Raw genomic sequence first — 20,574 nt, forward strand, 5'->3', positions numbered from 1 at the left:
TGGCAGGCTAGCCGCCGACGCCGTCCCGCGTCGCGGAGATTCCGCGGGCGTACGCCTCGGCGCTGCCCTCCCGGAACAGGTCGTCCGCGCTGGGGCGCACCAGCGTGCGTGCCCCCGGGCCGTCACCGTCCGGCCCGCCACCCGCGAGGACGTAGCGGCCCAGGCCCCGCACCACGGCGACCGGCCGCCCGGACGTCTTGCCGCGGACCAGCTCGGACGCCGCCGCGACCTCGTCGGCCACGGCGGTCACCGTCACCGAGATCGGCCGGCCGTGCGCGTCGGCGCCCCCGCGGAGGTCGTCGACGACCGCGACGCCCGCCGCACCGATCGCGATGTCGACCAGGCCGTCACGCCAGGGCCGCCCGGCCGTGTCGGTGACGACGACGCCGAGCCGGTCCACGCCCCAGCGGGCCCGCAGCGCCCGGCGCAGCGCACGAGCCGACGCGTCCGGGTCCTCGGGCAGCAGCAGCACCGTCCCGTCGGGGGTGTTCGACGCGTCGACGCCCGCCGCGGCCATGACCAGGCCCAGCCGGTTCTCGACGATCCGCAGGGGGGCGAGCCCGCCCGGGCGCTCGCGCGTCGCGACGACCCGCACCGTCTCGTCGGTGATCGCCTGCTCCCGGTCGGCCGCCCGCACGACGCGGCCCTCCGCCTTCGAGACGATCTTCGACGTGACGACGACGACGTCGCCGTCGGCCACCCCCTCGGCGTCGAGCAGGTCGCCCACCAGGAGGGCGAGGTCGTCACCCGGACGGACCTCGCCCAGGCCCGCCGGGGCCCAGACCGTCAGCCGGTCGCTCACCGGGTCAGCTTCGGGAGCACCTCGCGGCCGAAGACCTCGATCCACTCGCGCTGGTTGCGTCCGACGTTGTGCAGGTAGATCCGGTCGAAGCCGAGGTCCGCGTACTTCTGGATGGCGGCGCGGTGCTCGTCCGGGTCGGCCGAGATGACCATGCGTCCCTCGAAGTCCTCCGGGCGCACCAGCTTGGCCATCTGCGCGAAGTCGTGCGGCGAGCGGATGTCGGCCTTGGGGAACTTCATGCCCCCGTTGGGCCACTCCGTGAGCGCGTTCGCGAGGGCCTCCTCGTCGGTGGCGGCCCACGACATGTGCACCTGCAGCACCTTGGGCATGCCGACCGGGTCGCGCCCCGACTCCCGCACGCCGTCGTCGAACTTGCCGAAGAGCATCTCGATCTTCTCGAGCGGTGCCCCGACGGTGATCAGCCCGTCCGCGTGCTTGCCGGCGCGCTTGGCGGTGATCGGCCCGGCGGTCGCCACGAGGATCTCCGGCGGCACGTCCGGCATGGTCCACAGCCGCGTGGACTCCATCTTGTAGTACTGGCCGGAGTGCTTGACGTCCTTGCCGTCGATGCCCGACGCGAACAGCTTCTTGATGATGTCGATGGCCTCGAACATGCGGTTGATGCGCTCGGGCGCCTCCGGCCAGTAGCCCGCGACGACGTGCTCGTTGAGCGCCTCGCCGGAGCCGAGCCCCAGCCAGTGACGGCCCGGGTACATCGCGGCGAGCGTCGCCGACGCCTGCGCCACCATCGCCGGGTGCCAGCGGAACGTCGGGGCGGTGACGCCGGGGCCGAGGTCCCCGCGGGTGCGCTCGCCGAGCGCGGACAGCACGTTCCACACGAACGCCGCCTCGCCCTGCTGCGGGACCCACGGTTGGAAATGGTCCGCCGCCATGACGCCGGAGAAGCCGTGCTCCTCCGCGTACGCCGAGAGGTCGACGACCTCGGTGGGGTGGAACTGCTCGAGCATCGCGGCATAGCCGATGGTGAGACCGGAAGGCATGACGCGACCCTATCCCCGCCCGCCGACGAGGTACCTGCTACCGGCCCGACTCATGCCAGGCGCTTGGCGAAGAAGTGCTCGGCGTACGGGTTCTCGTTGTACCGCCCGACCCGGCGGTACCCGGCGCGCTCGTACATCGCGACCGCCTCGACGAGGGTGCCGTTCGTGTCGAGGCGCACCTCGTCGTGGCCGAGGTCGCGGCTCACGCCCTCCAGGTGACGCAGCAGCCGCGAGCCCAGCCCCGCCCCGCGCCAGGCGGGGTGCACCCACATGCGCTTGATCTCCCCGCGCCCGTCGCCGAGCGGCTGCACTCCCCCGCACGCCACCGGGGCGCCGTCGCTCGTCGCGACGACGAACGCGCCCGACGGCGGCCGCAGGCGGTGGGCGTCGGCCGAGCCGGAGTCGCCCGGGTCGAACCCTCCGGGGAACCGCTCGTCGAGCTCGGCCACGTACGCCGCCACGGCGGCGCGGGCGGGCGCCGCGAGCGGGTCCACGGGCTCGAGGGTCACCGTCGCGGCACGTACGAGCAGGTCCGCCTCCGCGAGCGCCGCGGCCAGCCGGGCGCGCTGCCTCGCGGTGAGCGGCCCGAGCAGGTCGCGGGCGCGGTCGCCGGAGCGCCGCTCCAGGTCGTCCCAGGCCCGCCGGCCGGCGGGCGTCAGGTCCACGCGGCGCAGCCGCCCGTCGGCGGTGTCCGGCACGACGGCGACCAGCCCCTGGGACTCCAGCCTCCGCAGCAGGCGGCTCAGGTATCCGGAGTCGAGCCCGAGCCGGGACCTCAGGGCGCGGGTCGTGCCCGGCTCGGCACCGATCTCGAACAGCAGGCGTGCCGCCCCCAGCGGCATGCCGGTGCCGAGGAACGAGTCGTCCAGCGCGCCCACGCGCTGGGTGTAGCCGCGGTTGAAGCGCCGCAGGACGGCGGCATGGGCGTCGAGCTCGGTGGTCGCGTCGGACATTCTCTGACCTTAGTCAGACGAATGCCGGGACGGAACCCCCGACCGCACCGCGAAACCCGTTGCGGGGTGTGCCGCCACGTCTGGGAGAATGAGCGACCATGAGCGACTTCCCGACCCCCGAGGCGCAGCACGCGCCCGCGCAGACCCCCGCACCGACCCACGCCGCCGGCACGGTAGCCGACGGCGTCGTGCGCGCGGTGGTCCGGGAGGTACCGGACAAGGTCGGCCTCGACGGGCTCGAGCAGCGCTACGACGAGCGCTGGAGCGCCGACGGCACGTTCGCCTTCGACCGGACGGCGACGCGCGGCCAGGTCTTCTCCATCGACACCCCGCCGCCCACCGTCTCCGGCTCGCTGCACGTGGGCCACGTGTTCAGCTACACGCACACCGACACCGTGGCCCGGTTCCAGCGCATGCGCGGCAAGGAGGTCTTCTACCCGATGGGGTGGGACGACAACGGCCTGCCCACCGAGCGTCGCGTGCAGAACTACTTCGGCGTGCGGTGCGACCCGTCGCTGCCCTACGTCGAGGGCTTCGAGCCCCCGCACCACGGCACCGACGGCAAGAACGTCAAGCCCGGCGACCAGGTCCCCGTCAGCCGCCGCAACTTCATCGAGCTGTGCGAGCGGCTCACCGCCGACGACGAGCGGCAGTTCGAGGAGCTGTGGCGCCGGCTCGGGCTGTCCGTGGACTGGGCGCAGACGTACCAGACCATCGACGCGACCTCGCGGGCCGCGTCCCAGCGCGCGTTCCTGCGCAACCTGGCCCGCGGCGAGGCCTACCAGGCCGAGGCCCCCGGCCTGTGGGACGTGACGTTCCAGACCGCCGTCGCGCAGGCGGAGCTCGAGGCCCGCGAGTACCCCGGGTTCTTCCATCGTGTGGCGTTCCACTGCCCCGACGGCGAGAAGGTCTACGTCGAGACCACCCGCCCCGAGCTCGTCGGCGCCGTGGTCGCGCTCATCGCGCACCCCGACGACGAGCGGTACCAGGCCCTGTTCGGCACCACCGTCACCTCGCCCCTGTTCGGCGTCGAGGTGCCCGTGCTCGCGCACCCGGCCGCCGCGATGGACAAGGGCGCGGGCATCGCCATGTGCTGCACGTTCGGTGACCTCACCGACGTGCAGTGGTGGCGCGAGCTCCAGCTGCCGACCCGGTCCATCGTCCAGCGCGACGGCCGGCTGTCCCGCGAGACGCCGGAGTGGATCGCCGCCGGCCCGGGCGCCGACCTGTACGCCGCCGAGCTGGCCGGCAAGACGGCGTTCTCCGCCCGTACCGCCGTCGTCGACGCGCTGCGCGACTCGGGCGACCTGGACGGCGAGCCCGTCAAGACCCAGCGCATGACGAACTTCTACGAGAAGGGCGACAAGCCCCTCGAGATCGTCACCTCCCGGCAGTGGTACATCCGCAACGGCGGGCGCGACTACGAGGGGCGCGACCTCAAGGCGGAGCTGCTGCAGCGGGGCAAGGAGCTCGACTTCCACCCCGACTTCATGCGCGTGCGCTACGACAACTGGGTCGGCGGCCTCAACGGCGACTGGCTCATCAGCCGCCAGCGCTTCTTCGGCGTCGCCGTGCCGCTCTGGTACCCCGTGACCGCCGCCGGCGACGTCGACCACGAGCACCCGATCGTGCCCGCGGAGGCCGAGCTCCCGATCGACCCGACCTCGCAGGCGCCCGCGGGCTACACCGAGGACCAGCGCGGCGTGCCCGGTGGCTTCGTCGGCGACGCCGACGTGATGGACACCTGGGCGACGTCGTCCCTGACCCCGCTCATCGTGTCCGGCTGGGAGCGGGACGAGGACCTCATGGCCCGCGTGTACCCGATGGACCTGCGTCCCCAGGGCCAGGACATCATCCGCACCTGGCTCTTCGCCTCCGTGGTGCGCTCGCACCTCGAGAAGGGCGTGCTGCCCTGGAAGCACGCGGCGATCAGCGGCTGGATCCTCGACCCGGACCGCAAGAAGATGTCGAAGTCCAAGGGCAACGTCGTCACGCCCATGGGCCTGCTGGAGGAGCACGGCGCCGACGCGGTGCGCTACTGGGCGGCGTCCGCGCGCCTCGGCACCGACGCGGCCTTCGAGGTCGGTCAGATGAAGATCGGCCGCCGCCTGGCGATCAAGGTGCTCAACGCCTCGAAGTTCGCGCTGACGTTCGGCGTGGACCCGCAGACCGGCACCGGCGAGATCGTGCTGGACCCGGCGCGCGTCACGGTCGGCATCGACCGCGCGATGCTCGCCGGGCTCGCGGACGTCGTCGAGCAGGCGACCGAGGCCTTCGAGGCGTTCGACCACACCCGCGCGCTCGAGGTCACCGAGTCGTTCTTCTGGGCGTTCTGCGACGACTACCTCGAGCTCGTCAAGGACCGCGCGTACGGGGCGGGCACCGCGGCGTCCGAGCTCACCGACGCGACGGTGAGCGCGCGGACCGCGCTGGCCGTCGCCCTCGACGTGATGCTGCGGCTGCTCGCACCGTTCATCCCGTTCGCCACCGAGGAGGTCTGGTCCTGGTGGCGCACCGGCTCGGTGCACCGCGCACCGTGGCCGACCGCGCGGCCGCTGCGCGAGGCGGCCGGCGACGCCGACCCGCTCCAGCTCACCGCGGCCGGGCACGCCCTCGCGGCGCTGCGCAAGATCAAGTCCGAGGCGAAGGTGTCCATGCGCACGCCCGTCCTCGACGCCACCATGGCCGTGCCGGCCCCGCTCCTCGCGGGCGTGACCGACGCCCTCGTCGACGTCAAGGGTGCCGGACGCGTCACCGGCCCGCTGGAGCTGGTCGCGGCGGCCGAGGGCCAGGGCAACCCGGACGTCCAGGGGGGCATCGTCGTGACGGCCTCCGAGCTGGGTGAGCCCCCGGCCCGCAAGCCGAAGGCCTGACCCAGCACGACGAGGAGGCCCGGACGGGTCCGCCGTGGCGGACCCGTCCGGGCCTCTTCGTCGCCTCTTCGTCGCCTCTTTGTCGCCTCTTTGTCGCCTCTTCATGGCGAGGCTGCGGACCACTACCTCGGCGAGCGGACCCGCTCGTTGTCCCCGCTCATGGACGCCGCCCACTCGTGCGGGGTGGACCCGTCCGTCCACCGGAGCGTCGCGCCGACACCGTCCATGAGCTCGACCGACCCCTCCGGGGCGAACGCCAGGCCCGCGTCCTGGGCGACGGCGGCACGCATGAGCGCGGACGCCGCCGGCAGCTCCTGGAGCCCGTCCGTGACCCCGCCGCCCTCCAGCTCGGCGCGCGCCACGGCGATGTGCATCGGCTCGGGGCCGATCCACAGGTGCCGCCCGTCGAGCAGCCCGCTGAAGCCGGGGCTCGCCGCACCGCCCTCGGACCAGGTGCGCAGCGCGGCGGTGGCCGCGTCCGCCAGCTCCTCGGAGAGCACCAGGTGCTTCACCTGGCCACGGGCCAGGACCTGCACGACGTCGTCGATGCTCGTCACCGCCCCGTCCTCACGCCCCAGCCCCTGCCGCAGCTCGGCGAGCACCTGCTCACGGCGGCGCTCACGGAACGAGTCCAGCGCGTCGGACAGCCCGTCGGCGAAGGCGTCCTCCCGGACGCCCGGGCCGCGCCCGCCGCCCGGCACCTCGACCGTGATCTCGGCGGCCTGGCGGCCGAGCGCGCCCCGCACGAGCGGCACGGCACGCACGTCACCGCTGAGCAGCACGATCTCGGGGCGCTCGGCCGCCACCCGCCGGTCGACCTCCGTGGCCACCGCCTCGGCGTTGCGGCGCCACGAGTCCTCGGCCCGGGACTCGATGGTCGCCCGCTTCACGCTCGGGCTCGAGGTCTTGGAGACCTCGTCGTGGCCACCCTCGAACGCCTCCACGGCGCCGGTCGGGTGACCGTCGACGCCGACGGTGCAGAAGTCCGCGCCCTGCCGGTCCACGGTCACGCACAGGGCGTTCACCGCCTCGTCCGCCGACCTCGCGGCCTGCATCAGGGACGGGACCTCGTGCCAGACCCCAGTGGTCAATGCCGGTGGCTCACGCAGGACCCGGTCGACGAGCACGCCGTCGGCGTCGGCGATCAGGACCCGCCCGTGCGGGCCGGGCACCCTGGTGGGGCGGTCCACCGCCTCGTCGAGCTCGGCGAGGACGGCGTCCGGTGCACCCTGCTTCTCGAGCGTGCGCCGGACGGCTCGCCAGCGGTTCGCCACGTTCCGGTCACCGGCCTCCGCAGACCTCGTCGCATCCAGGTAGACGGTGGCGAAGGGTCCGGGGTGGCCGACGAGGGGCTTGAGCCAGTCGATCTTCATGCGGGATCCCCCTGGGTCGGCATCGGCTGTGAACCACCAGCCTGCGACGGATCACGCACGTGCGCCACCTCTGTCAGGGCGCCTCAGACCTCACCCCTTCAAGAGTAGGTGTCCAGCGGCGGCAGCTCGCCGGCGAGCCGTCCCGCGGCGTGCTCGGCGGCGATGTGCTCGTGGTGCCTGATCACCTCGGAGACGATGAAGTCCCGGAACTGCTCGGCGAACTCGGGGTCGAGCCCGGCGCCGCCCGCGATCCGCTTGAGCCGGTCGATCTGCTGCCGGTCGCGCGACGGGTCGGCCGGCGGCAGGCCGCCGACCGCCTTGAGCTCCCCGACGCGGCGGGTCATCTTGAAGCGCTCCGCGAGGAGGTGGACCAGGGCGGAGTCGATGTTGTCGATGCTCGCCCGCAGGTCGAGGATCTCGCGCGGCATCGCGGGGCCGGCCGCCTGCGGCGCGCGTGCGACGTCATCGGTGTTCTGGGGCATGGGACGATCCTACGAGCCGCGCCGCGACCGTGCGGACGGCGTCCGCGATCCACCGGCGACGTCCGACGGCCCCAGGGACGTCCGACGTCACCGGAGGTGTAAGGTCCCTCCTTGGCCTCCACCAGGGCCGATCTACCCCGACCCAGCACCACGGAGAACGACCGATGCCTCACGCCACGACACCGAGCCTCGTGGACGTCCCCGAGGACGCGAGCATCAACACCCTGCTCGCCGACCGGGTCGCCCGGGCGGGGTCCGCCACCCTCCTCGAGCGCCAGGCGAAGGCCGGCGGGGAGTGGCTGCCCGTCAGCGCGGCACAGTTCGACGCGGACGTGCTCGCCGTCGGGCGCGGGCTGGTCGCCCACGGGGTGGAGGTCGGCGACCGGGTCGCCATCATGTCGCGCACCCGGTACGAGTGGACGCTGCTCGACTTCGCCCTCTGGGCCGTCGGTGCGGTCCCGGTGCCGGTCTACGAGACGTCGTCCCCCGAGCAGGTGCACTGGATCCTGTCGGACGCCGGCGTCCGTCTCGCCGTGGTCGAGACCCCGGCGCACGCCGACGCCGTCCGCCACGTCCGCGACCGCCTCCCGCACCTGGAGGACGTGCTCGTCCTCGCCGGCGGGGCCGTGCGGGAGCTGCGGGAGGCGGGCGAGACCGTCACGACCCGCGAGGTCGTGGCCCGGCGCGAGGCCGTGCGAGGGGACGACCTGGCCACCGTCGTGTACACCTCCGGGTCCACCGGCCGCCCCAAGGGGGCGGAGCTCACCCACGGCAACTTCACGCACGTCGTCATGAACGCACGGCTCGTGCTTCCCGAGCTCCTCGAGGCCGACGGCGCGCGCACCGTGCTGTTCCTGCCGCTGGCCCACGTGTTCGCCCGGCTGATCCAGCTCGTCGCGATCGGCAGCGGCACCGTGCTCGGCCACCTGCCCGACGTGAAGACCCTCGTGGACGACCTCGGGACGTTCCGGCCCACGTACCTCCTCGCCGTGCCCCGCGTCTTCGAGAAGGTCTACAACTCGGCGGAGCAGAAGGCGGGCCACGGTGCCCGGCGCCGGCTGTTCCGGTGGTCCGCCAGGGTCTCGGGCGCGTACTCGCGCGCCCTCGAGGCGGGACCGGTCCCGCTGTCGCTGCGTGCGCGGCACCGCGTCGCCGACGCCCTCGTGCTGCGCAGGCTGCGCGCGGCGATGGGCGGGCGGCTCACGTACGCCATCTCCGGCGGGGCGCCCCTGGGCGACCGGCTCGGACACTTCTTCCGGGGCGCCGGCGTCACCATCCTCGAGGGCTACGGCCTCACCGAGACCACCGCGCCCACCTCGGTCAACCTGCCCTCGGACCTGCGCATCGGCACCGTCGGGCCCCCGCTGCCCGGCACCTCGGTCCGGGTGACCGACGACGGCGAGGTCCTGGTCCGCGGCCCCCACGTCTTCCGCGGCTACCGCGGCCGCCCGGACCTCACGGCGGACGCGGTCGTCGACGGCTGGTTCCGCACCGGCGACCTGGGTGTGCTCGACGACGGGCACCTGCGCATCACCGGGCGCACCAAGGAGATCATCGTCACGGCGGGCGGCAAGAACGTGGCGCCCGCCCCGCTCGAGGACCGGCTGCGCGCCCACCCGATCGTGTCCCAGGTGGTCGTCGTTGGCGACCGCCGACCGTTCGTCGGGGCGCTCGTGACCCTCGACGCGGAGATGCTGCCCGGCTGGCTCGCCATGGAAGGGCTGCCGCCGATGCGGCCCAGCGAGGCCCGGACCGACGAGCGGGTGCTGGCCGCCCTCGACGCCGCCGCGACCGAGGCCAGCGCAGGGGTGTCCCAGGCGGAGTCGATCCGCAAGATCCGGGTGCTCGAGGGCGACTTCTCCGAGGCGAACGGCTATCTCACGCCGTCGCTCAAGGTGCGGCGCACCGCCGTCGTGCGCGACTTCGCGGCCGACGTCGACGCGCTGTACGCGCGCTGAGGAGGGCCCGGGCGCGCGTGGCGGTACCGCTCAGGCGGACTTCTCGCGCGGGGGGCGCCGCCGCACCGGGGAGGTGCGCGGCACGATCGTCGGGTTGACGTTCTCCAGCACCACGTCGCGGCTGATCACCACGCGCTCGACGTCGTCACGGCTGGGCACGTCGAACATCACCTGCTGGAGGACCTCCTCCATGATCGCCCGCAGCCCGCGCGCGCCGGTGCCGCGCAGCAGCGCCTGCTCGGCGATCGCCTCGATGGCGTCGGTGTCGAACTCCAGCTCCACGCCGTCGATCTCGAACATCCGCTGATACTGCTTGACCAGGGCGTTGCGGGGCTCGGTGAGGATGCGCACCAGCGCCCCACGGTCCAGGGGGGACACGGCGGCGATCACGGGCAGGCGCCCGATGAACTCCGGGATGAGGCCGTACTTCTGCAGGTCCTCCGGGCGGGTCTCGGCGAACAGGTCGTCCTCGGCGACGGCGCTCTCCATCGGGGCGCTGAACCCGATGCCGCGCTGCCGGGCCCTGGCGGCGACGATGTCGTCCAGTCCCGCGAACGCGCCGGCCACGATGAACAGCACGTTCGTCGTGTCGATCTGGATGAACTCCTGGTGCGGGTGCTTGCGGCCACCCTGCGGAGGCACCGACGCCGAGGTGCCCTCGATGATCTTCAGCAGCGCCTGCTGCACGCCCTCGCCGGACACGTCGCGGGTGATCGACGGGTTCTCCGCCTTGCGGGCCACCTTGTCGACCTCGTCGATGTAGATGATGCCCGTCTCGGCCTTCTTGACGTCGTAGTCCGCGGCCTGGATGAGCTTGAGGAGGATGTTCTCGACGTCCTCGCCGACGTACCCGGCCTCCGTCAGCGCCGTGGCGTCCGCGATGGCGAACGGGACGTTGAGCAGCTTGGCGAGGGTCTGCGCCAGGTACGTCTTGCCGGTGCCCGTGGGCCCGATGAGCAGGATGTTGGACTTGGCGATCTCGACGGCGTCGGCGCCGTCCTTGCCCTCCCGGGACTCGCCCGCCTGCACCCGCTTGTAGTGGTTGTAGACGGCGACGGCCAGCGCGCGCTTGGCGGCGTCCTGCCCGATGACGAACTGTTCGAGGAACTCGAAGATCTCGCGCGGCTTGGGCAGCTCGGTGAGCCCCAGCTCCGCCGCCTCGCCGAGCTCCTCCTCGATGATCTCGTTGCACAGGTCGATGCACTCGTCGCAGATGTACACGCCGGGACCGGCGATGAGCTTCTTCACCTGCTTCTGCGACTTGCCGCAGAACGAGCACTTCAGCAGGTCTGCGCCGTCACCGATCCGTGCCACCGGGAGCCTCCATGTCCTGAGCGCCTGTTCTGGTCAGGTCCTCCGACCATTCCACACCACCGGGGCCCGCTTGTCAGCCGCGTTCCCCGGTGCGTCGCGACGCCGGGCCGGGCGAGGATCCCTCGAGGGCCGCCCGGCCCGCCGTCACCGCAGGTCAGCGAGCCGCGATCGCGGCCGGCTTGCGGCTCTCGAGCACCTGGTCCACCAGGCCGTAGTCCTTCGCCTGGGCGGCGGTGAGGATCTTGTCGCGCTCGATGTCGTCGCGGACCTGATCCTGGGACTTGCCGGTGTGGAACGACAGCGTCGCCTCGAGCCACTCGCGCATGCGGATCAGCTCGTTCGCGTGGATCTCGATGTCGGACGCCTGCGCGTAGCCGCCGCCCTCCATCGCGGGCTGGTGGATCAGCACGCGCGCGTTCGGCAGCGCGAGCCGCTTGCCCGGCTGGCCGGCGGCCAGCAGCACCGCCGCGGCCGAGGCCGCCTGGCCCAGGCACACGGTCTGGATCTGCGGCTTGATGAACTGCATCGTGTCGTACAGCGCAGTCATGGCCGTGAACGCCCCGCCCGGGGAGTTGATGTAGATCATGATGTCGCGGTCCGGGTCCTGGGACTCCAGGACGAGGAGCTGCGCCATGATGTCGTCCGCGGAGGCGTCGTCGACCTGGACGCCCATGAAGATGATGCGGTCCTCGAACAGCTTGGTGTACGGGTCCTGGCGCTTGAAGCCGTACGCGGTGCGCTCCTCGAACTGCGGCAGGACATAGCGGGACGACGGCGCGCCGTGCGGCAGCGCGACACCGCCCGGGCGGCCCGCGGCGCCGGCCAGGCTCTGCGCCCGCAGGGCGAACTGGTACTCGTCTGAGTGGCTCACGGTTGTCTCCTCGGGTGAAGGTCGGTGGGGTCCTCGCGGGACGGGGCAGGACGGCTCAGGACGCCGTCGTTCCGCCGCCGCCCGAGACCGAGGAGGCGTTGGTGACCACGTGGTCGACGAAGCCGTACTCGAGGGCCTCGTCAGCGGTGAACCAGCTGTCGCGGTCGTTGTCCTTGAGGATCTTCTCGAGCGGCTGGCCCGTCTGCTCGGCCGTCAGCTCGGCGAGGACCTTCTTCATGTGCATGATCAGCTGGGCGCCGATCCGCACGTCCGTCGCGGTACCGCCGACGCCGCCGGAGGGCTGGTGCATCAGCACCCGCGCGTGCGGGGTGATGTAGCGCTTGCCCTTGGCGCCCGAGGACAGCAGGAACTGCCCCATCGACGCCGCCATGCCCATCGCGATGGTCGCCACGTCGGGCTGGATGTACTGCATCGTGTCGTAGATCGCCATGCCGGCCGTGATGGAACCGCCGGGGCTGTTGATGTACAGCCAGATGTCCTTGTCCGGGTCCTCAGCGGCCAGCAGCATCATCTGGGCGCAGATGGCGTTCGCGTTCTCGTCGCGCACCTCCGAGCCGAGCCAGATGATGCGCTCCTTGAGGAGCCGGTTGTAGATGGAGTCGTTGAGGCCGAGGCCCGGGCCATCGGCGCGCGCCACCGGCGTCGCACCGTCCATCCGCAGCAAGTCGTTCACGTCCGTCTCCTTCGTCATCGCCGTCGATCGACCCTAACGTGCACCGCGGCGCCGGAACGTCCCGCCCGGGCCCGTTTTCGCTGCGGGCGCACACGCCGCCCGCCTGCGGGCCGTCCGGGTCCGGGCGCCGGACGACGACGGCCCGCCGACACCCCTCGGGGCGGCAGCGGGCCGTCGTGCGGCGTGCCGGCGTCAGGCCTTGGCGGCCTCGTCGTCGGTGTCGGTGGCCGTGTCGGCGTCGGTGGCCGTGTCGGTGGTCTCCGCCTCCGCCACGACGGTCTCCTCCGCCTCGGCGACGGCCGCGTCGTCCTCGTCCGTCCCGATGAACTCGGTCAGGTCGACGACGTTGCCCTCGGAGTCCTTGACCTCGATCTCGCGCAGCGCGACCGCGAGGGCCTTGGAGCGCGCGACCTCGCCGACCATGGCGGGGATCTGACCGCCCTGGTCCAGGGTGGAGATGAACTGGTTCGGGTCCATGCCGTACTGCTGCGAGGCCTGCACGAGGTACTCGACGAGCTCGCCCTGGGCGACCTTCACCTCGAGCTTCTCGGCGAGGGTGTCCAGCAGGATCTGGTTCTGCAGGGCCTTGGTCGCGTCGACGGTGACCTCGGCGCGGTGCTCGTCGTCCTCGAGGCGGCTCTCGGACTCGAGGTGACGGTGCACCTCGGCCTCGACGGCACCGGCCGGGACCGGGACCTCGACCAGCTCGAGCAGCTTCTCGAGCAGCAGGTCGCGCGCGGCGACCGCCTGGTTGGACGTCTTCGCCGACGCGACCTGCTCGCGCAGGTCGGCCGTGAGCTCCTCGAGCGTGTCGAACTCCGACGCGAGCTGCGCGAAGTCGTCGTCCGCGGCCGGAAGGTCGCGCTCCTTGACCGACGTGGCGGTGACGGTGACCGTCGCCTCCTCGCCCTCGTGCTCGCCACCGGCGAGCTCGGTGGTGAACGTCGTGGTCTCCTCGGCCGACAGCCCGGTGAGGGCCTCGTCCAGGCCCTCGAGCATGTTGCCGGCACCGATCTGGTAGGAGACGCCGGAGACCGAGTCGATCTCCTCGTCACCGATCACGGCCTTGAGGTCGATGACGACGTAGTCGCCCTCGGCCGCCGGGCGGTCGACGCCCACCAGGGTGCCGAAGCGCTCGCGCAGCGAGTCGAGGCGCTCGGTGACGTCCTCGTCGCTGACGTCGGTGGAGTCCACCGTGAGCTCGATGCTCGACAGCTCGGGCAGCTCGAGCTCGGGGCGGACCTCGACCTCGGCGGTGAAGGCGAGCTGGCCCTCGCCGGCCTTCGCCGGGATCTCGGTGACCTCGACCTCGGGCTGGCCCAGCGGGCGCAGCGACTCGGCCGAGACCGCGTCACGGTAGAAGCCGGAGAGGGCGTCGTTCACGGCGTGCTCGACGACGGCGCCCCAGCCGACCCGCTGCTCGATGATGCGCGGGGGGACCTTGCCCTTGCGGAAGCCGGGGATGTTGACCTGCTCCGCGATGTGCTTGTAGGCGTGGTCGATGCTCGGCTTGAGCTCGTCGTACTCCACCTCGACGGTCAGCTTGACCTTGGTGGCGTCCAGGGTCTCGACGGCGCTCTTCACTTCGATGATCTCCAACGGGTCGGGTGCGTGCGCGCGCGTCTCGCCGGCGTGAGCCGGGTCTGGTTGCTGCGGCGCTGGGTGCGGTGCTTGCCACTGGCCGTGCGGCAGGCGCACGGGCAACCCGTCCATGGTACGCCACGGGCAGGGGCGTCCCGCGACCCTCACGGGCCGGGCCCGCGGGACGCCCTACCGGGGGGACGAGCGGCGCCGCGTCAGGAGCAGGTGTAGGTGACGCCGTCCACGTAGTGCTCTCCGGGCCCGAGGTCACCGCACGTCTCGACGACGTGGCCGAGCAGGGTGCCGACGACGACGCTGAGCACGATCGTGCCCAGGAGCACCAGGGCGCTGACGATGATTCCGGCGAGCGCCACGCCGTTCGAGCGCCCGGCCTTGCGCGACTTGACCATGCCCACGATCGACAGGACGAGCCCGACCAGCGAGAGGGGGCCCAGGAACCCGAGCACCAGACCGACGATGCCGAGCGTCTTGCCCGGGTTGTCGGCCTGCGGCTGGCCGGAGCCTGCGTACGGCGCCGGCGGGGCGGCCACCGCGGCACCGGTCTCGTGGGGCGCGCCGGGGGTCGTGGGGTCGGGGGTGGTCATTCTCGTGGGCTCCTCGCACGGGGCCGCCGTGTCTCGGCGGCCGGTGCGGTGATCCTCTCAGACGCCCCGCGCCTCCCCGGCAGCCGACCTATATCCCGTCCGGGTGCCAGGCGACGTGTCGGCGTCGTAGCCGGTCTGGCCGCTCCACGGTGCCGAGGATGACGTCGGCTCCGCCGTCGTACGGGGCGTAGAGCCACTTCGGCTGGACGCCGGGCCATCGAGCGTCCCACGTACCGGTGAGCCAGGCCAGGGACCGCTCCGGCACAGGCATGCGGAACCCGAGCACGCCGGCGGCGACCTCCTCGCACCGTGCACCGAGCCGCGCGAGACCCCCATGAAGCCCATAGGTCAACACGCTGCGACTCCTGCGCTCGGCGCCCAGATCGTGACGCCGCACGGACCGCCCGACGCTCCCGGGCGGGGACGGGTTCGCCCACCTGCGCCGAAATGTGTTCGCGCAGGTGGGCGGTGGTCGGGGTGACAGGATTTGAACCTGCGACCCTCTGCTCCCAAAGCAGATGCGCTACCAAGCTGCGCCACACCCCGAGAACCCACTCGCCTGCGGCGGTGGGCCTGCGCCAGTGTAGTGCTCCCGCCGGGCGCGGGCGGCGCAGCGACGCACGGGGGCAGCGGCCCGCGCCCGCCTGCGGGTTTGCTAGGGTGAGCCCCGCGTTCGAAGGGGCGGTCATGACCTGCCGTCACGGCCTGCCGTCACCGCCCGTCGAGCAGCGTGCGGGCGTAGCTCAATGGTAGAGCCCCAGTCTTCCAAACTGGCTACGCGGGTTCGATTCCCGTCGCCCGCTCACCCGAGCCGACAGGTTCGTCGAGCACGGACGGCCGTTGTCGGCGGCCGTCCGTGCCGATACGCTCGGTCGGGTCACGGGCTCGCGCCGCCGCACCCGTGGGAGCACCGCGGCCGCGCGCCGCCCGGAGGAAGGGACTCGGCCATGCGTCACACGCCTCGCGTCGCCGCCGTCCGCACCTCCCGCGCCATCTCCCCGGCCACCTGCCGCCCCCGCTGCCGCACCTGTCTGTAGAGCGTCCGCGTCACGCCTGACCCGCCACCCGGCGGGCCGCGGCGAGCGCGCGACGCTCACCCCGACGCGCACCAGGGCCCGCACGGTCCGCCGCACCGGCTCCGGTGGCGACGTCACCCGCACCACGACATCGTGACGTGCAGCACCGCACCTCACCGCACCTCACCGCACCTCACCGGCCGGCCCCGGTCCGCACCGCCCCGGCCCCGCACCTACGAAGAGGACACCACCATGGCCCGCATCTACGACGACGCGACCCAGCTCATCGGCCGCACGCCCCTCGTGAAGCTCAACCGCCTCACCGAGGGACTGGGCGCGACGGTCGTCGCCAAGCTCGAGTTCTACAACCCCGCTAACTCGGTCAAGGACCGCATCGGAGTCTCGATCATCGACGCGGCGGAGGCGTCGGGCGAGCTGCAGCCGGGCGGCACCATCGTCGAGGGCACCTCCGGGAACACCGGCATCGCGCTGGCGTGGGTGGGCGCGGCCCGCGGCTACAAGGTCGTGCTGGCGATGCCGGAGACCATGTCGAAGGAGCGTCGCGCCCTGCTGCGCGCGTACGGCGCGGAGCTCGTCCTGACCCCGGGAGGCGAAGGCATGAAGGGCGCCCTGGCCGCCGCCGAGAAGATCGTCGCCGAGCGGCCCGGCGCGATCCTCGCCCGTCAGTTCGCCAACGAGGCGAACACCAAGATCCACCGCGAGACCACGGCCGAGGAGATCTGGGCGGACACCGACGGCGCGGTGGACGTCGTCGTGGCCGGCATCGGGACGGGCGGCACCATCACCGGCGTCGGCCAGGTGCTCAAGGAGCGCAAGCCGGGCGTCCGGGTCGTCGCGGTCGAGCCCGCCGAGTCGGCGATCCTCACCGGCGGCGCCCCCGGCCCGCACAAGATCCAGGGCCTCGGGGCCAACTTCGTGCCCGAGATCCTCGACACCTCCGTCTACGACGAGGTCGTCGACGTCGACGCCGAGACGGCGGTCGACCTCGCCCGCCGCGCCGCGAAGGAGGAGGGCCTGCTGGTCGGCATCTCGTCGGGCGCGGCCATCGCGGCAGCACTGCAGGTCGCGGCCCGCCCGGAGAACGAGGGCAAGCTGATCGTCGTCGTCGTCCCCGACTTCGGCGAGCGCTACCTCTCGACGATCCTCTACTCGGACCTGCTGGACTGACGTGCCCGACCAGCCCTCCCCCCCTGCCGGCCACCGGCCCGCCGATCCCGGCGGGCCGGACATGCCGGTCGTCCACGACGAGACCGACCACCCGATGCCGGCGGGCCACCGGCCCGGGCTGCGTCACCTCGTGGAGCTCCTCATGGAGGACCTCGACGCCGCGCACGCCCACGACCCGGCAGCCCGCACGCGCGTCGAGGTGGCGCTCGGCTACCCGGGCGTGCACGCCGTGTGGACGCACCGGATCACGCACCGGATGTGGCACCGGCCGGGCCTGCGCCTGCCCGCGAGGCTCCTCTCGCAGGTCTCGCGGTGGCTCACCGGGATCGAGATCCACCCGGGGGCGCGGATCGGCCGGCGGCTGTTCATCGACCACGGCATGGGGGTCGTGATCGGGCAGACGACGGTGGTGGGCGACGACTGCGTGCTGTTCCACGGCTCGACGCTGGGCGGCCGGTCGATGCGGCAGGGCAAGCGTCACCCCACCCTGGGCGACCGCATCATGGTCGGGGCCGGGGCCAAGGTGCTGGGTCCGCTGTGGATCGGCGACGACGCGCAGATCGGCGCGAACGCCGTGGTCGTCCGGGACGTCCCGCCCGGGATGGTCGCCGTCGGCGTCCCGGCCCAGGCCCGCAGGCCGGGCCACCTGCCCGACCACGGTCAGCACGTCGAGGACGCCTCGGAGCTCATCGAGTACGTCATCTAGCACCGGACGCGGCGTGCCCGGACCGGAGGCCCGCGCTCCCCGCCGTCTCGCGGCGCGGGGTGCGGGCCTTCGCGCGTCGACCGGCAGCTTGTTCTAGTAGTCGTAGAACAAATATTCTGCGCCACATGATGTGGAGGATCGACCCCGGCGGTGACGAGCCGCTGTACGCGCAGCTCGTCACCCAGGTGCGGCTCGCCGTCGCGCACGGCGAGCTGCGTCCGGGCGAGCGGCTGCCCGCCGCCCGCGAGCTGGCGGCGTCCCTGGACCTCAACATGCACACCGTCCTGCGGGCCTACCAGCTGCTGCGCGACGACGGCGTCGTCGAGCTCCGCCGCGGCCGCGGGGCCATGGTCGCCGCGCGGCAGCCCGCGGACCTGACGGCCGTCGAGCGGGCGATCGCCGACCTGGTCGACGCCGCGCGGCGGGCGCACCTCTCCACCGAGACCACCACCACCCTCGTCAAGGAGGCGATGCACCGATGACCAGCACTCCCCCGACCGGCACCCGGCCCACCGACGGCGCGCCCGAGGCGTGGCGCGGCCGGGCGCGCCGCGCGATGACGTGGGCGTCGGCCGCCGGGGCGGCCCTGGCCCTGGCCGCCGCAGCCGTGGCCTGGTCGTGGTCCGGCGAGCTCCCGGCCGAGGCGGCCTCCCACTGGAGCGGCAGCGGCGTCCCCGACGGGTTCTCGACTCCGTCGAGCCTCGTGCTGCTCTGCACCGCCCTCGCGCTCGGTCTCGTCGCGCTCTTCTGCGCCATCGGGACGCTCGCCGGGTCGGCGGCGTCCACCCGGCGCATCGCCGCCGCGGGCAGCGTCTGGTCGGGCGGGTTCGCGGGCGGCCTGCTGCTGGTCACCCTCGCTCCGCAGCGCGGGCTCGACGACGCCTCGCAGGTCGGGCTGTCGGCGGGCGCCATGGCCCTGGTCCTCGTGGCACCGCTCGTCCCCGCCGTCGTGGCCGCGATGCTCGTCCCAGGCGACCCGGTGCTGGCCGCCGCCGCCCCGGTCCCCTCGGACGCGCCCCGGGTCGCGGTCCGCGACGGCGAGCGGGTGGTCTGGCTGCGCCGCGCGACCGGCGGGCCGGGCCTCGCGGTCGGGGCGGTCTCCATCCTGGTGACCGTGGCGCTCGCGGTCGTCACCCAGACGTGGGGGATGCTCGTGGTCCCCGTGCTGCTCGCCGGGCTGTTCGTGGCGATGTTCGCGTTCAGCGTTCGCGTCGACGGGTCGGGGCTCACCGTCCGCTCGGTGGCCGGCTGGCCTGGGACGCACGTCCCCGCCGCCGAGGTGCTCGCGGCGAGCGTGGTCCACGTGAGCCCGTTCCGCGAGTTCGGCGGGTGGGGCTGGCGGGTCGGGAGCGGCGGTCGCGTGGGCGTGGTGCTCCGCCAGGGCGAGGGCCTCCTGGTGGAGCGGTCCGGCGGCCGCTCGCTGGTCGTGACGGTCGACGACGCCGCGACGGCCGCCGCGCTGCTCAACACCGCGGCGGAGCGGGCCCGGTGACCACCGCGCCCCTCACGCCGGCAGGTCGCGGTGCTGCTCCGCCAGCGCCGCGGGCGCCTTCGCGTGCCACGCGTCCTCAAGGAGCTCGCGCAGCAGCGGCTCCCGGGTGATCGCCAGCCGCACCAGGACGGCGGCGTAGCCGTCCAGGTGCGGGATGGTGAAGCAGGCCTGCGGGTGCGCGGCGAGCAGTGCCTCCTTCTCCCCCAGGTCGTCGACCGAGACGGCGAGGATGGGCCCGGCGGGCACCGGCTCGTCGCCGAACCGCCGGACGTCGGCCTTGCTGAACGGGCGCTCCCACGCGAAGACCGTCCCGGCCACCGCCCAGGCGCGGTGCCCGTAGCGGGTCTCGGTCGTCACCTCAGGGAGCAGCGCTGCGAGCCGGGCGACGTCCTCGACGGTGGCCATCTTCCGACCGTAGCGAGATCCGTGCACCGCGCACGTCGGCGGTCGACTAGGGTGTGACCCGCGTTACCTCATACTCCCGGTACCGGACACACTCGACGAGGAGCACCTGCCCATGAGCGACCTGCGTATCGGCATCCAGACCGGCTACTGGTCCCGCAAGCCTCCGAAGGGCATCGTCCCCGCGCTCGTCGCGGCCGAGGCCCTCGGCCTGGACTCCGTGTGGACGGCGGAGGCCTACGGCTCGGACGCCTTCACCCCGCTCGCCTGGTGGGGCTCGCGCACCCGTCGCGTGCGCCTCGGGACCGGCATCGCGCAGATGGCCGCGCGGACGCCGACCGCCACCGCGATGCAGGCGATCACCCTCGACCACCTGTCCCGCGGGCGCTTCGTCCTCGGCCTCGGCGCCTCCGGGCCTCAGGTCGTCGAGGGCTGGTACGGCCAGCCGTACCGCAAGCCGCTCGCCCGGACCCGCGAGTACGTCGACGTCGTCCGCCAGGTCTTCGCCCGCGAGCGCCCCGTGACCGCTGACGGCGAGTTCTACCGCCTCCCGGTGCCGGCCGACACCCCCGGCGCGACCGGCCTGGGCAAGGCGCTCAAGCCGACCGTGCACCCCCGGCGCGCGGACATCCCCATCGTGCTCGCGGCGCAGGGCCCCAAGAACGTCGCGCTGGCCGCAGAGATCGCCGACGGCTGGATGGCCGGGTTCTACGCCCCCAAGGCCGACGCCGAGCACCGTGAGCTGCTGGGCACCGGGTTCGCCGCCCGGTCCGCCGAGCGCACCCCGGCGTCCGGGTTCGAGGTGCTCGCGACGGTGCCCGTCGTCGTGCGGGACGACGTCGAGGCCGCGGCCGACGTGATCCGGCCGCACATCGCGCTGTACGCGGGCGGGATGGGCGCCAAGGAGGCGAACTTCCACAAGGCGTCGCTCGACCGCCTCGGCTACAAGACCGCGCTGGACGAGGTGCAGGCGCTGTTCCTCGAGGGCCGCAAGGACGACGCCGCGCGCGCCGTCCCGACAGAGCTGGTCGAGGAGATCGCGCTCGTCGGCCCGGCGGACAAGGTCGCCCGGGACCTCACGCGGTGGGAGGGCACCGCCCTGACCACCATGCTGCTGCAGGGCGACCCGTCCTCCATGCTCACCGTGCTCGCGGCCACGCAGGCCGCCCGCAAGGACGCGAGCGGCAGCACGCCCCTGGGCGCCCGCGTGCGCGCCGGCGCCGGCTCCCTCGCGGCGCGGGTGGCGCCGTCGAAGGCCTGATC

Annotated in this window: 19 protein-coding genes and 2 tRNA genes; 8 read left to right on the forward strand and 13 right to left on the reverse strand. The window is 73.2% G+C overall.

The genetic code is table 11. From position 1 onward, the window contains the following. Positions 1 to 7: 7 nt before the first annotated feature. The 3 genes from cofE to LEP48_RS08020 are packed head-to-tail and all read right to left on the reverse strand — an operon-like array spanning position 8 to position 2,756. Positions 8 to 802 carry a coenzyme F420-0:L-glutamate ligase gene (gene cofE, locus LEP48_RS08010; RefSeq protein ID WP_225565061.1) on the reverse strand — a complete coding sequence of 265 codons (795 nt, stop codon included), beginning with the start codon at positions 800 to 802 and terminating at the stop codon, positions 8 to 10. After that, positions 799 to 1,803: a TIGR03557 family F420-dependent LLM class oxidoreductase gene (locus tag LEP48_RS08015; RefSeq protein ID WP_225565062.1), complete on the reverse strand. Its 1,005-nt coding sequence runs from the start codon at positions 1,801 to 1,803 to the stop codon at positions 799 to 801. The genes cofE and LEP48_RS08015 overlap by 4 nt, the downstream gene beginning before the upstream one ends. Positions 1,804 to 1,853: 50 nt before the next feature. Then, a complete protein-coding gene (locus LEP48_RS08020; RefSeq protein WP_225565063.1) occupies positions 1,854 to 2,756 on the reverse strand; it encodes a bifunctional helix-turn-helix transcriptional regulator/GNAT family N-acetyltransferase in 903 nt (300 codons plus the stop codon). Between the two features lie 98 nt (positions 2,757 to 2,854). Here LEP48_RS08020 and valS point away from each other — a divergent pair, with 98 nt between their 5' ends. Next, positions 2,855 to 5,629 (forward strand): valine--tRNA ligase, encoded by a 2,775-nt coding sequence (gene valS / locus LEP48_RS08025; protein WP_225565064.1) that lies wholly within the window; start codon positions 2,855 to 2,857, stop codon positions 5,627 to 5,629. 122 nt (positions 5,630 to 5,751) lie between these two features. On the opposite strand, the gene LEP48_RS08030 is transcribed toward valS, so the two are convergent. Both LEP48_RS08030 and LEP48_RS08035 read right to left on the reverse strand, forming a co-directional pair. After that, positions 5,752 to 7,002 (reverse strand): baeRF2 domain-containing protein, encoded by a 1,251-nt coding sequence (locus LEP48_RS08030; RefSeq protein ID WP_225565065.1) that lies wholly within the window; start codon positions 7,000 to 7,002, stop codon positions 5,752 to 5,754. Positions 7,003 to 7,100: 98 nt separating this feature from the next. Beyond that, positions 7,101 to 7,484, reverse strand: a complete 384-nt coding sequence (locus LEP48_RS08035; RefSeq protein ID WP_225565066.1) for a chorismate mutase — start codon at positions 7,482 to 7,484, stop codon at positions 7,101 to 7,103. 164 nt (positions 7,485 to 7,648) lie between these two features. On the opposite strand from LEP48_RS08035, the gene LEP48_RS08040 reads away from it, so the two are divergent. Beyond that, positions 7,649 to 9,442: an AMP-dependent synthetase/ligase gene (locus LEP48_RS08040; RefSeq protein WP_225565067.1), complete on the forward strand. Its 1,794-nt coding sequence runs from the start codon at positions 7,649 to 7,651 to the stop codon at positions 9,440 to 9,442. A gap of 30 nt (positions 9,443 to 9,472) precedes the next feature. Here the strand turns inward: LEP48_RS08040 and clpX are convergent, their stop codons facing one another. The 7 genes from clpX to LEP48_RS08075 all read right to left on the reverse strand — a co-directional run bounded on the left by clpX (position 9,473) and on the right by LEP48_RS08075 (position 15,053). Next, entirely contained in the window at positions 9,473 to 10,756 is a 1,284-nt protein-coding gene (gene clpX / locus LEP48_RS08045; RefSeq protein WP_225565068.1) for an ATP-dependent Clp protease ATP-binding subunit ClpX, read from the reverse strand. 154 nt (positions 10,757 to 10,910) lie between these two features. Then, positions 10,911 to 11,627 (reverse strand): ATP-dependent Clp protease proteolytic subunit, encoded by a 717-nt coding sequence (locus tag LEP48_RS08050; RefSeq protein WP_308009995.1) that lies wholly within the window; start codon positions 11,625 to 11,627, stop codon positions 10,911 to 10,913. Positions 11,628 to 11,682: 55 nt separating this feature from the next. Beyond that, complete coding sequence (locus LEP48_RS08055) at positions 11,683 to 12,303, reverse strand: ATP-dependent Clp protease proteolytic subunit (protein WP_225565191.1); 621 nt, start codon at positions 12,301 to 12,303, stop codon at positions 11,683 to 11,685. A 210-nt stretch (positions 12,304 to 12,513) separates the two neighbouring features. Then, a complete protein-coding gene (gene tig / locus LEP48_RS08060; protein ID WP_225565069.1) occupies positions 12,514 to 13,905 on the reverse strand; it encodes a trigger factor in 1,392 nt (463 codons plus the stop codon). Between the two features lie 212 nt (positions 13,906 to 14,117). Then, the gene (locus LEP48_RS08065; RefSeq protein WP_225565070.1) at positions 14,118 to 14,507 is read right to left on the reverse strand and encodes a DUF4190 domain-containing protein; all 390 of its coding nucleotides are present in this window, start codon (positions 14,505 to 14,507) and stop codon (positions 14,118 to 14,120) included. 88 nt (positions 14,508 to 14,595) lie between these two features. Then, positions 14,596 to 14,862, reverse strand: coding sequence for a DUF3885 domain-containing protein (locus tag LEP48_RS08070; protein WP_225565071.1), 267 nt, complete (start codon positions 14,860 to 14,862; stop codon positions 14,596 to 14,598). 114 nt (positions 14,863 to 14,976) lie between these two features. Continuing rightward, positions 14,977 to 15,053: transfer RNA gene (locus LEP48_RS08075), tRNA-Pro, on the reverse strand. A gap of 186 nt (positions 15,054 to 15,239) precedes the next feature. On the opposite strand from LEP48_RS08075, the gene LEP48_RS08080 reads away from it, so the two are divergent. From LEP48_RS08080 to LEP48_RS08100, 5 genes are all read left to right on the forward strand, one after another. After that, a tRNA-Gly gene (locus LEP48_RS08080) sits at positions 15,240 to 15,310 on the forward strand. Positions 15,311 to 15,775: 465 nt separating this feature from the next. Further along, the gene (gene cysK, locus LEP48_RS08085; protein WP_225565072.1) at positions 15,776 to 16,711 is read left to right on the forward strand and encodes a cysteine synthase A; all 936 of its coding nucleotides are present in this window, start codon (positions 15,776 to 15,778) and stop codon (positions 16,709 to 16,711) included. A gap of 94 nt (positions 16,712 to 16,805) precedes the next feature. After that, entirely contained in the window at positions 16,806 to 17,417 is a 612-nt protein-coding gene (gene epsC / locus LEP48_RS08090; protein WP_225565192.1) for a serine O-acetyltransferase EpsC, read from the forward strand. Positions 17,418 to 17,542: 125 nt separating this feature from the next. Continuing rightward, on the forward strand, positions 17,543 to 17,899 hold the full coding sequence (locus LEP48_RS08095; protein ID WP_225565073.1) for a GntR family transcriptional regulator: 357 nt from the start codon (positions 17,543 to 17,545) through the stop codon (positions 17,897 to 17,899). After that, complete coding sequence (locus LEP48_RS08100) at positions 17,896 to 18,909, forward strand: DUF1648 domain-containing protein (protein WP_225565074.1); 1,014 nt, start codon at positions 17,896 to 17,898, stop codon at positions 18,907 to 18,909. Before LEP48_RS08095 ends, LEP48_RS08100 begins: the two co-directional genes overlap by 4 nt. 12 nt (positions 18,910 to 18,921) lie before the next feature. On the opposite strand, the gene LEP48_RS08105 is transcribed toward LEP48_RS08100, so the two are convergent. Beyond that, a complete protein-coding gene (locus tag LEP48_RS08105; protein ID WP_225565075.1) occupies positions 18,922 to 19,314 on the reverse strand; it encodes an MmcQ/YjbR family DNA-binding protein in 393 nt (130 codons plus the stop codon). A gap of 121 nt (positions 19,315 to 19,435) precedes the next feature. Here LEP48_RS08105 and LEP48_RS08110 point away from each other — a divergent pair, with 121 nt between their 5' ends. Next, the gene (locus LEP48_RS08110) at positions 19,436 to 20,572 is read left to right on the forward strand and encodes an LLM class F420-dependent oxidoreductase (RefSeq protein WP_225565193.1); all 1,137 of its coding nucleotides are present in this window, start codon (positions 19,436 to 19,438) and stop codon (positions 20,570 to 20,572) included. Positions 20,573 to 20,574: the final 2 nt, after the last annotated feature.

Origin of the sequence: Isoptericola luteus (assembly GCF_020297055.1) — a bacterium.
In the GTDB taxonomy this organism is placed as follows: domain Bacteria; phylum Actinomycetota; class Actinomycetes; order Actinomycetales; family Cellulomonadaceae; genus Isoptericola; species Isoptericola luteus.

Coding starts and splice junctions, on each gene's coding strand:
- LEP48_RS08065 (WP_225565070.1), bottom strand. CDS start 14,507: ATGACCACCCCCGACCCCACGACCCCCGGCGCGCCCCACGAGACCGGT.
- LEP48_RS08040 (WP_225565067.1), top strand. CDS start 7,649: ATGCCTCACGCCACGACACCGAGCCTCGTGGACGTCCCCGAGGACGCG.
- cysK (WP_225565072.1), top strand. CDS start 15,776: ATGGCCCGCATCTACGACGACGCGACCCAGCTCATCGGCCGCACGCCC.
- LEP48_RS08030 (WP_225565065.1), bottom strand. CDS start 7,002: ATGAAGATCGACTGGCTCAAGCCCCTCGTCGGCCACCCCGGACCCTTC.
- LEP48_RS08020 (WP_225565063.1), bottom strand. CDS start 2,756: ATGTCCGACGCGACCACCGAGCTCGACGCCCATGCCGCCGTCCTGCGG.
- LEP48_RS08105 (WP_225565075.1), bottom strand. CDS start 19,314: ATGGCCACCGTCGAGGACGTCGCCCGGCTCGCAGCGCTGCTCCCTGAG.
- LEP48_RS08100 (WP_225565074.1), top strand. CDS start 17,896: ATGACCAGCACTCCCCCGACCGGCACCCGGCCCACCGACGGCGCGCCC.
- LEP48_RS08055 (WP_225565191.1), bottom strand. CDS start 12,303: ATGGACGGTGCGACGCCGGTGGCGCGCGCCGATGGCCCGGGCCTCGGC.
- valS (WP_225565064.1), top strand. CDS start 2,855: ATGAGCGACTTCCCGACCCCCGAGGCGCAGCACGCGCCCGCGCAGACC.
- LEP48_RS08015 (WP_225565062.1), bottom strand. CDS start 1,803: ATGCCTTCCGGTCTCACCATCGGCTATGCCGCGATGCTCGAGCAGTTC.
- epsC (WP_225565192.1), top strand. CDS start 16,806: ATGCCGGCGGGCCACCGGCCCGGGCTGCGTCACCTCGTGGAGCTCCTC.
- LEP48_RS08035 (WP_225565066.1), bottom strand. CDS start 7,484: ATGCCCCAGAACACCGATGACGTCGCACGCGCGCCGCAGGCGGCCGGC.
- LEP48_RS08095 (WP_225565073.1), top strand. CDS start 17,543: ATGATGTGGAGGATCGACCCCGGCGGTGACGAGCCGCTGTACGCGCAG.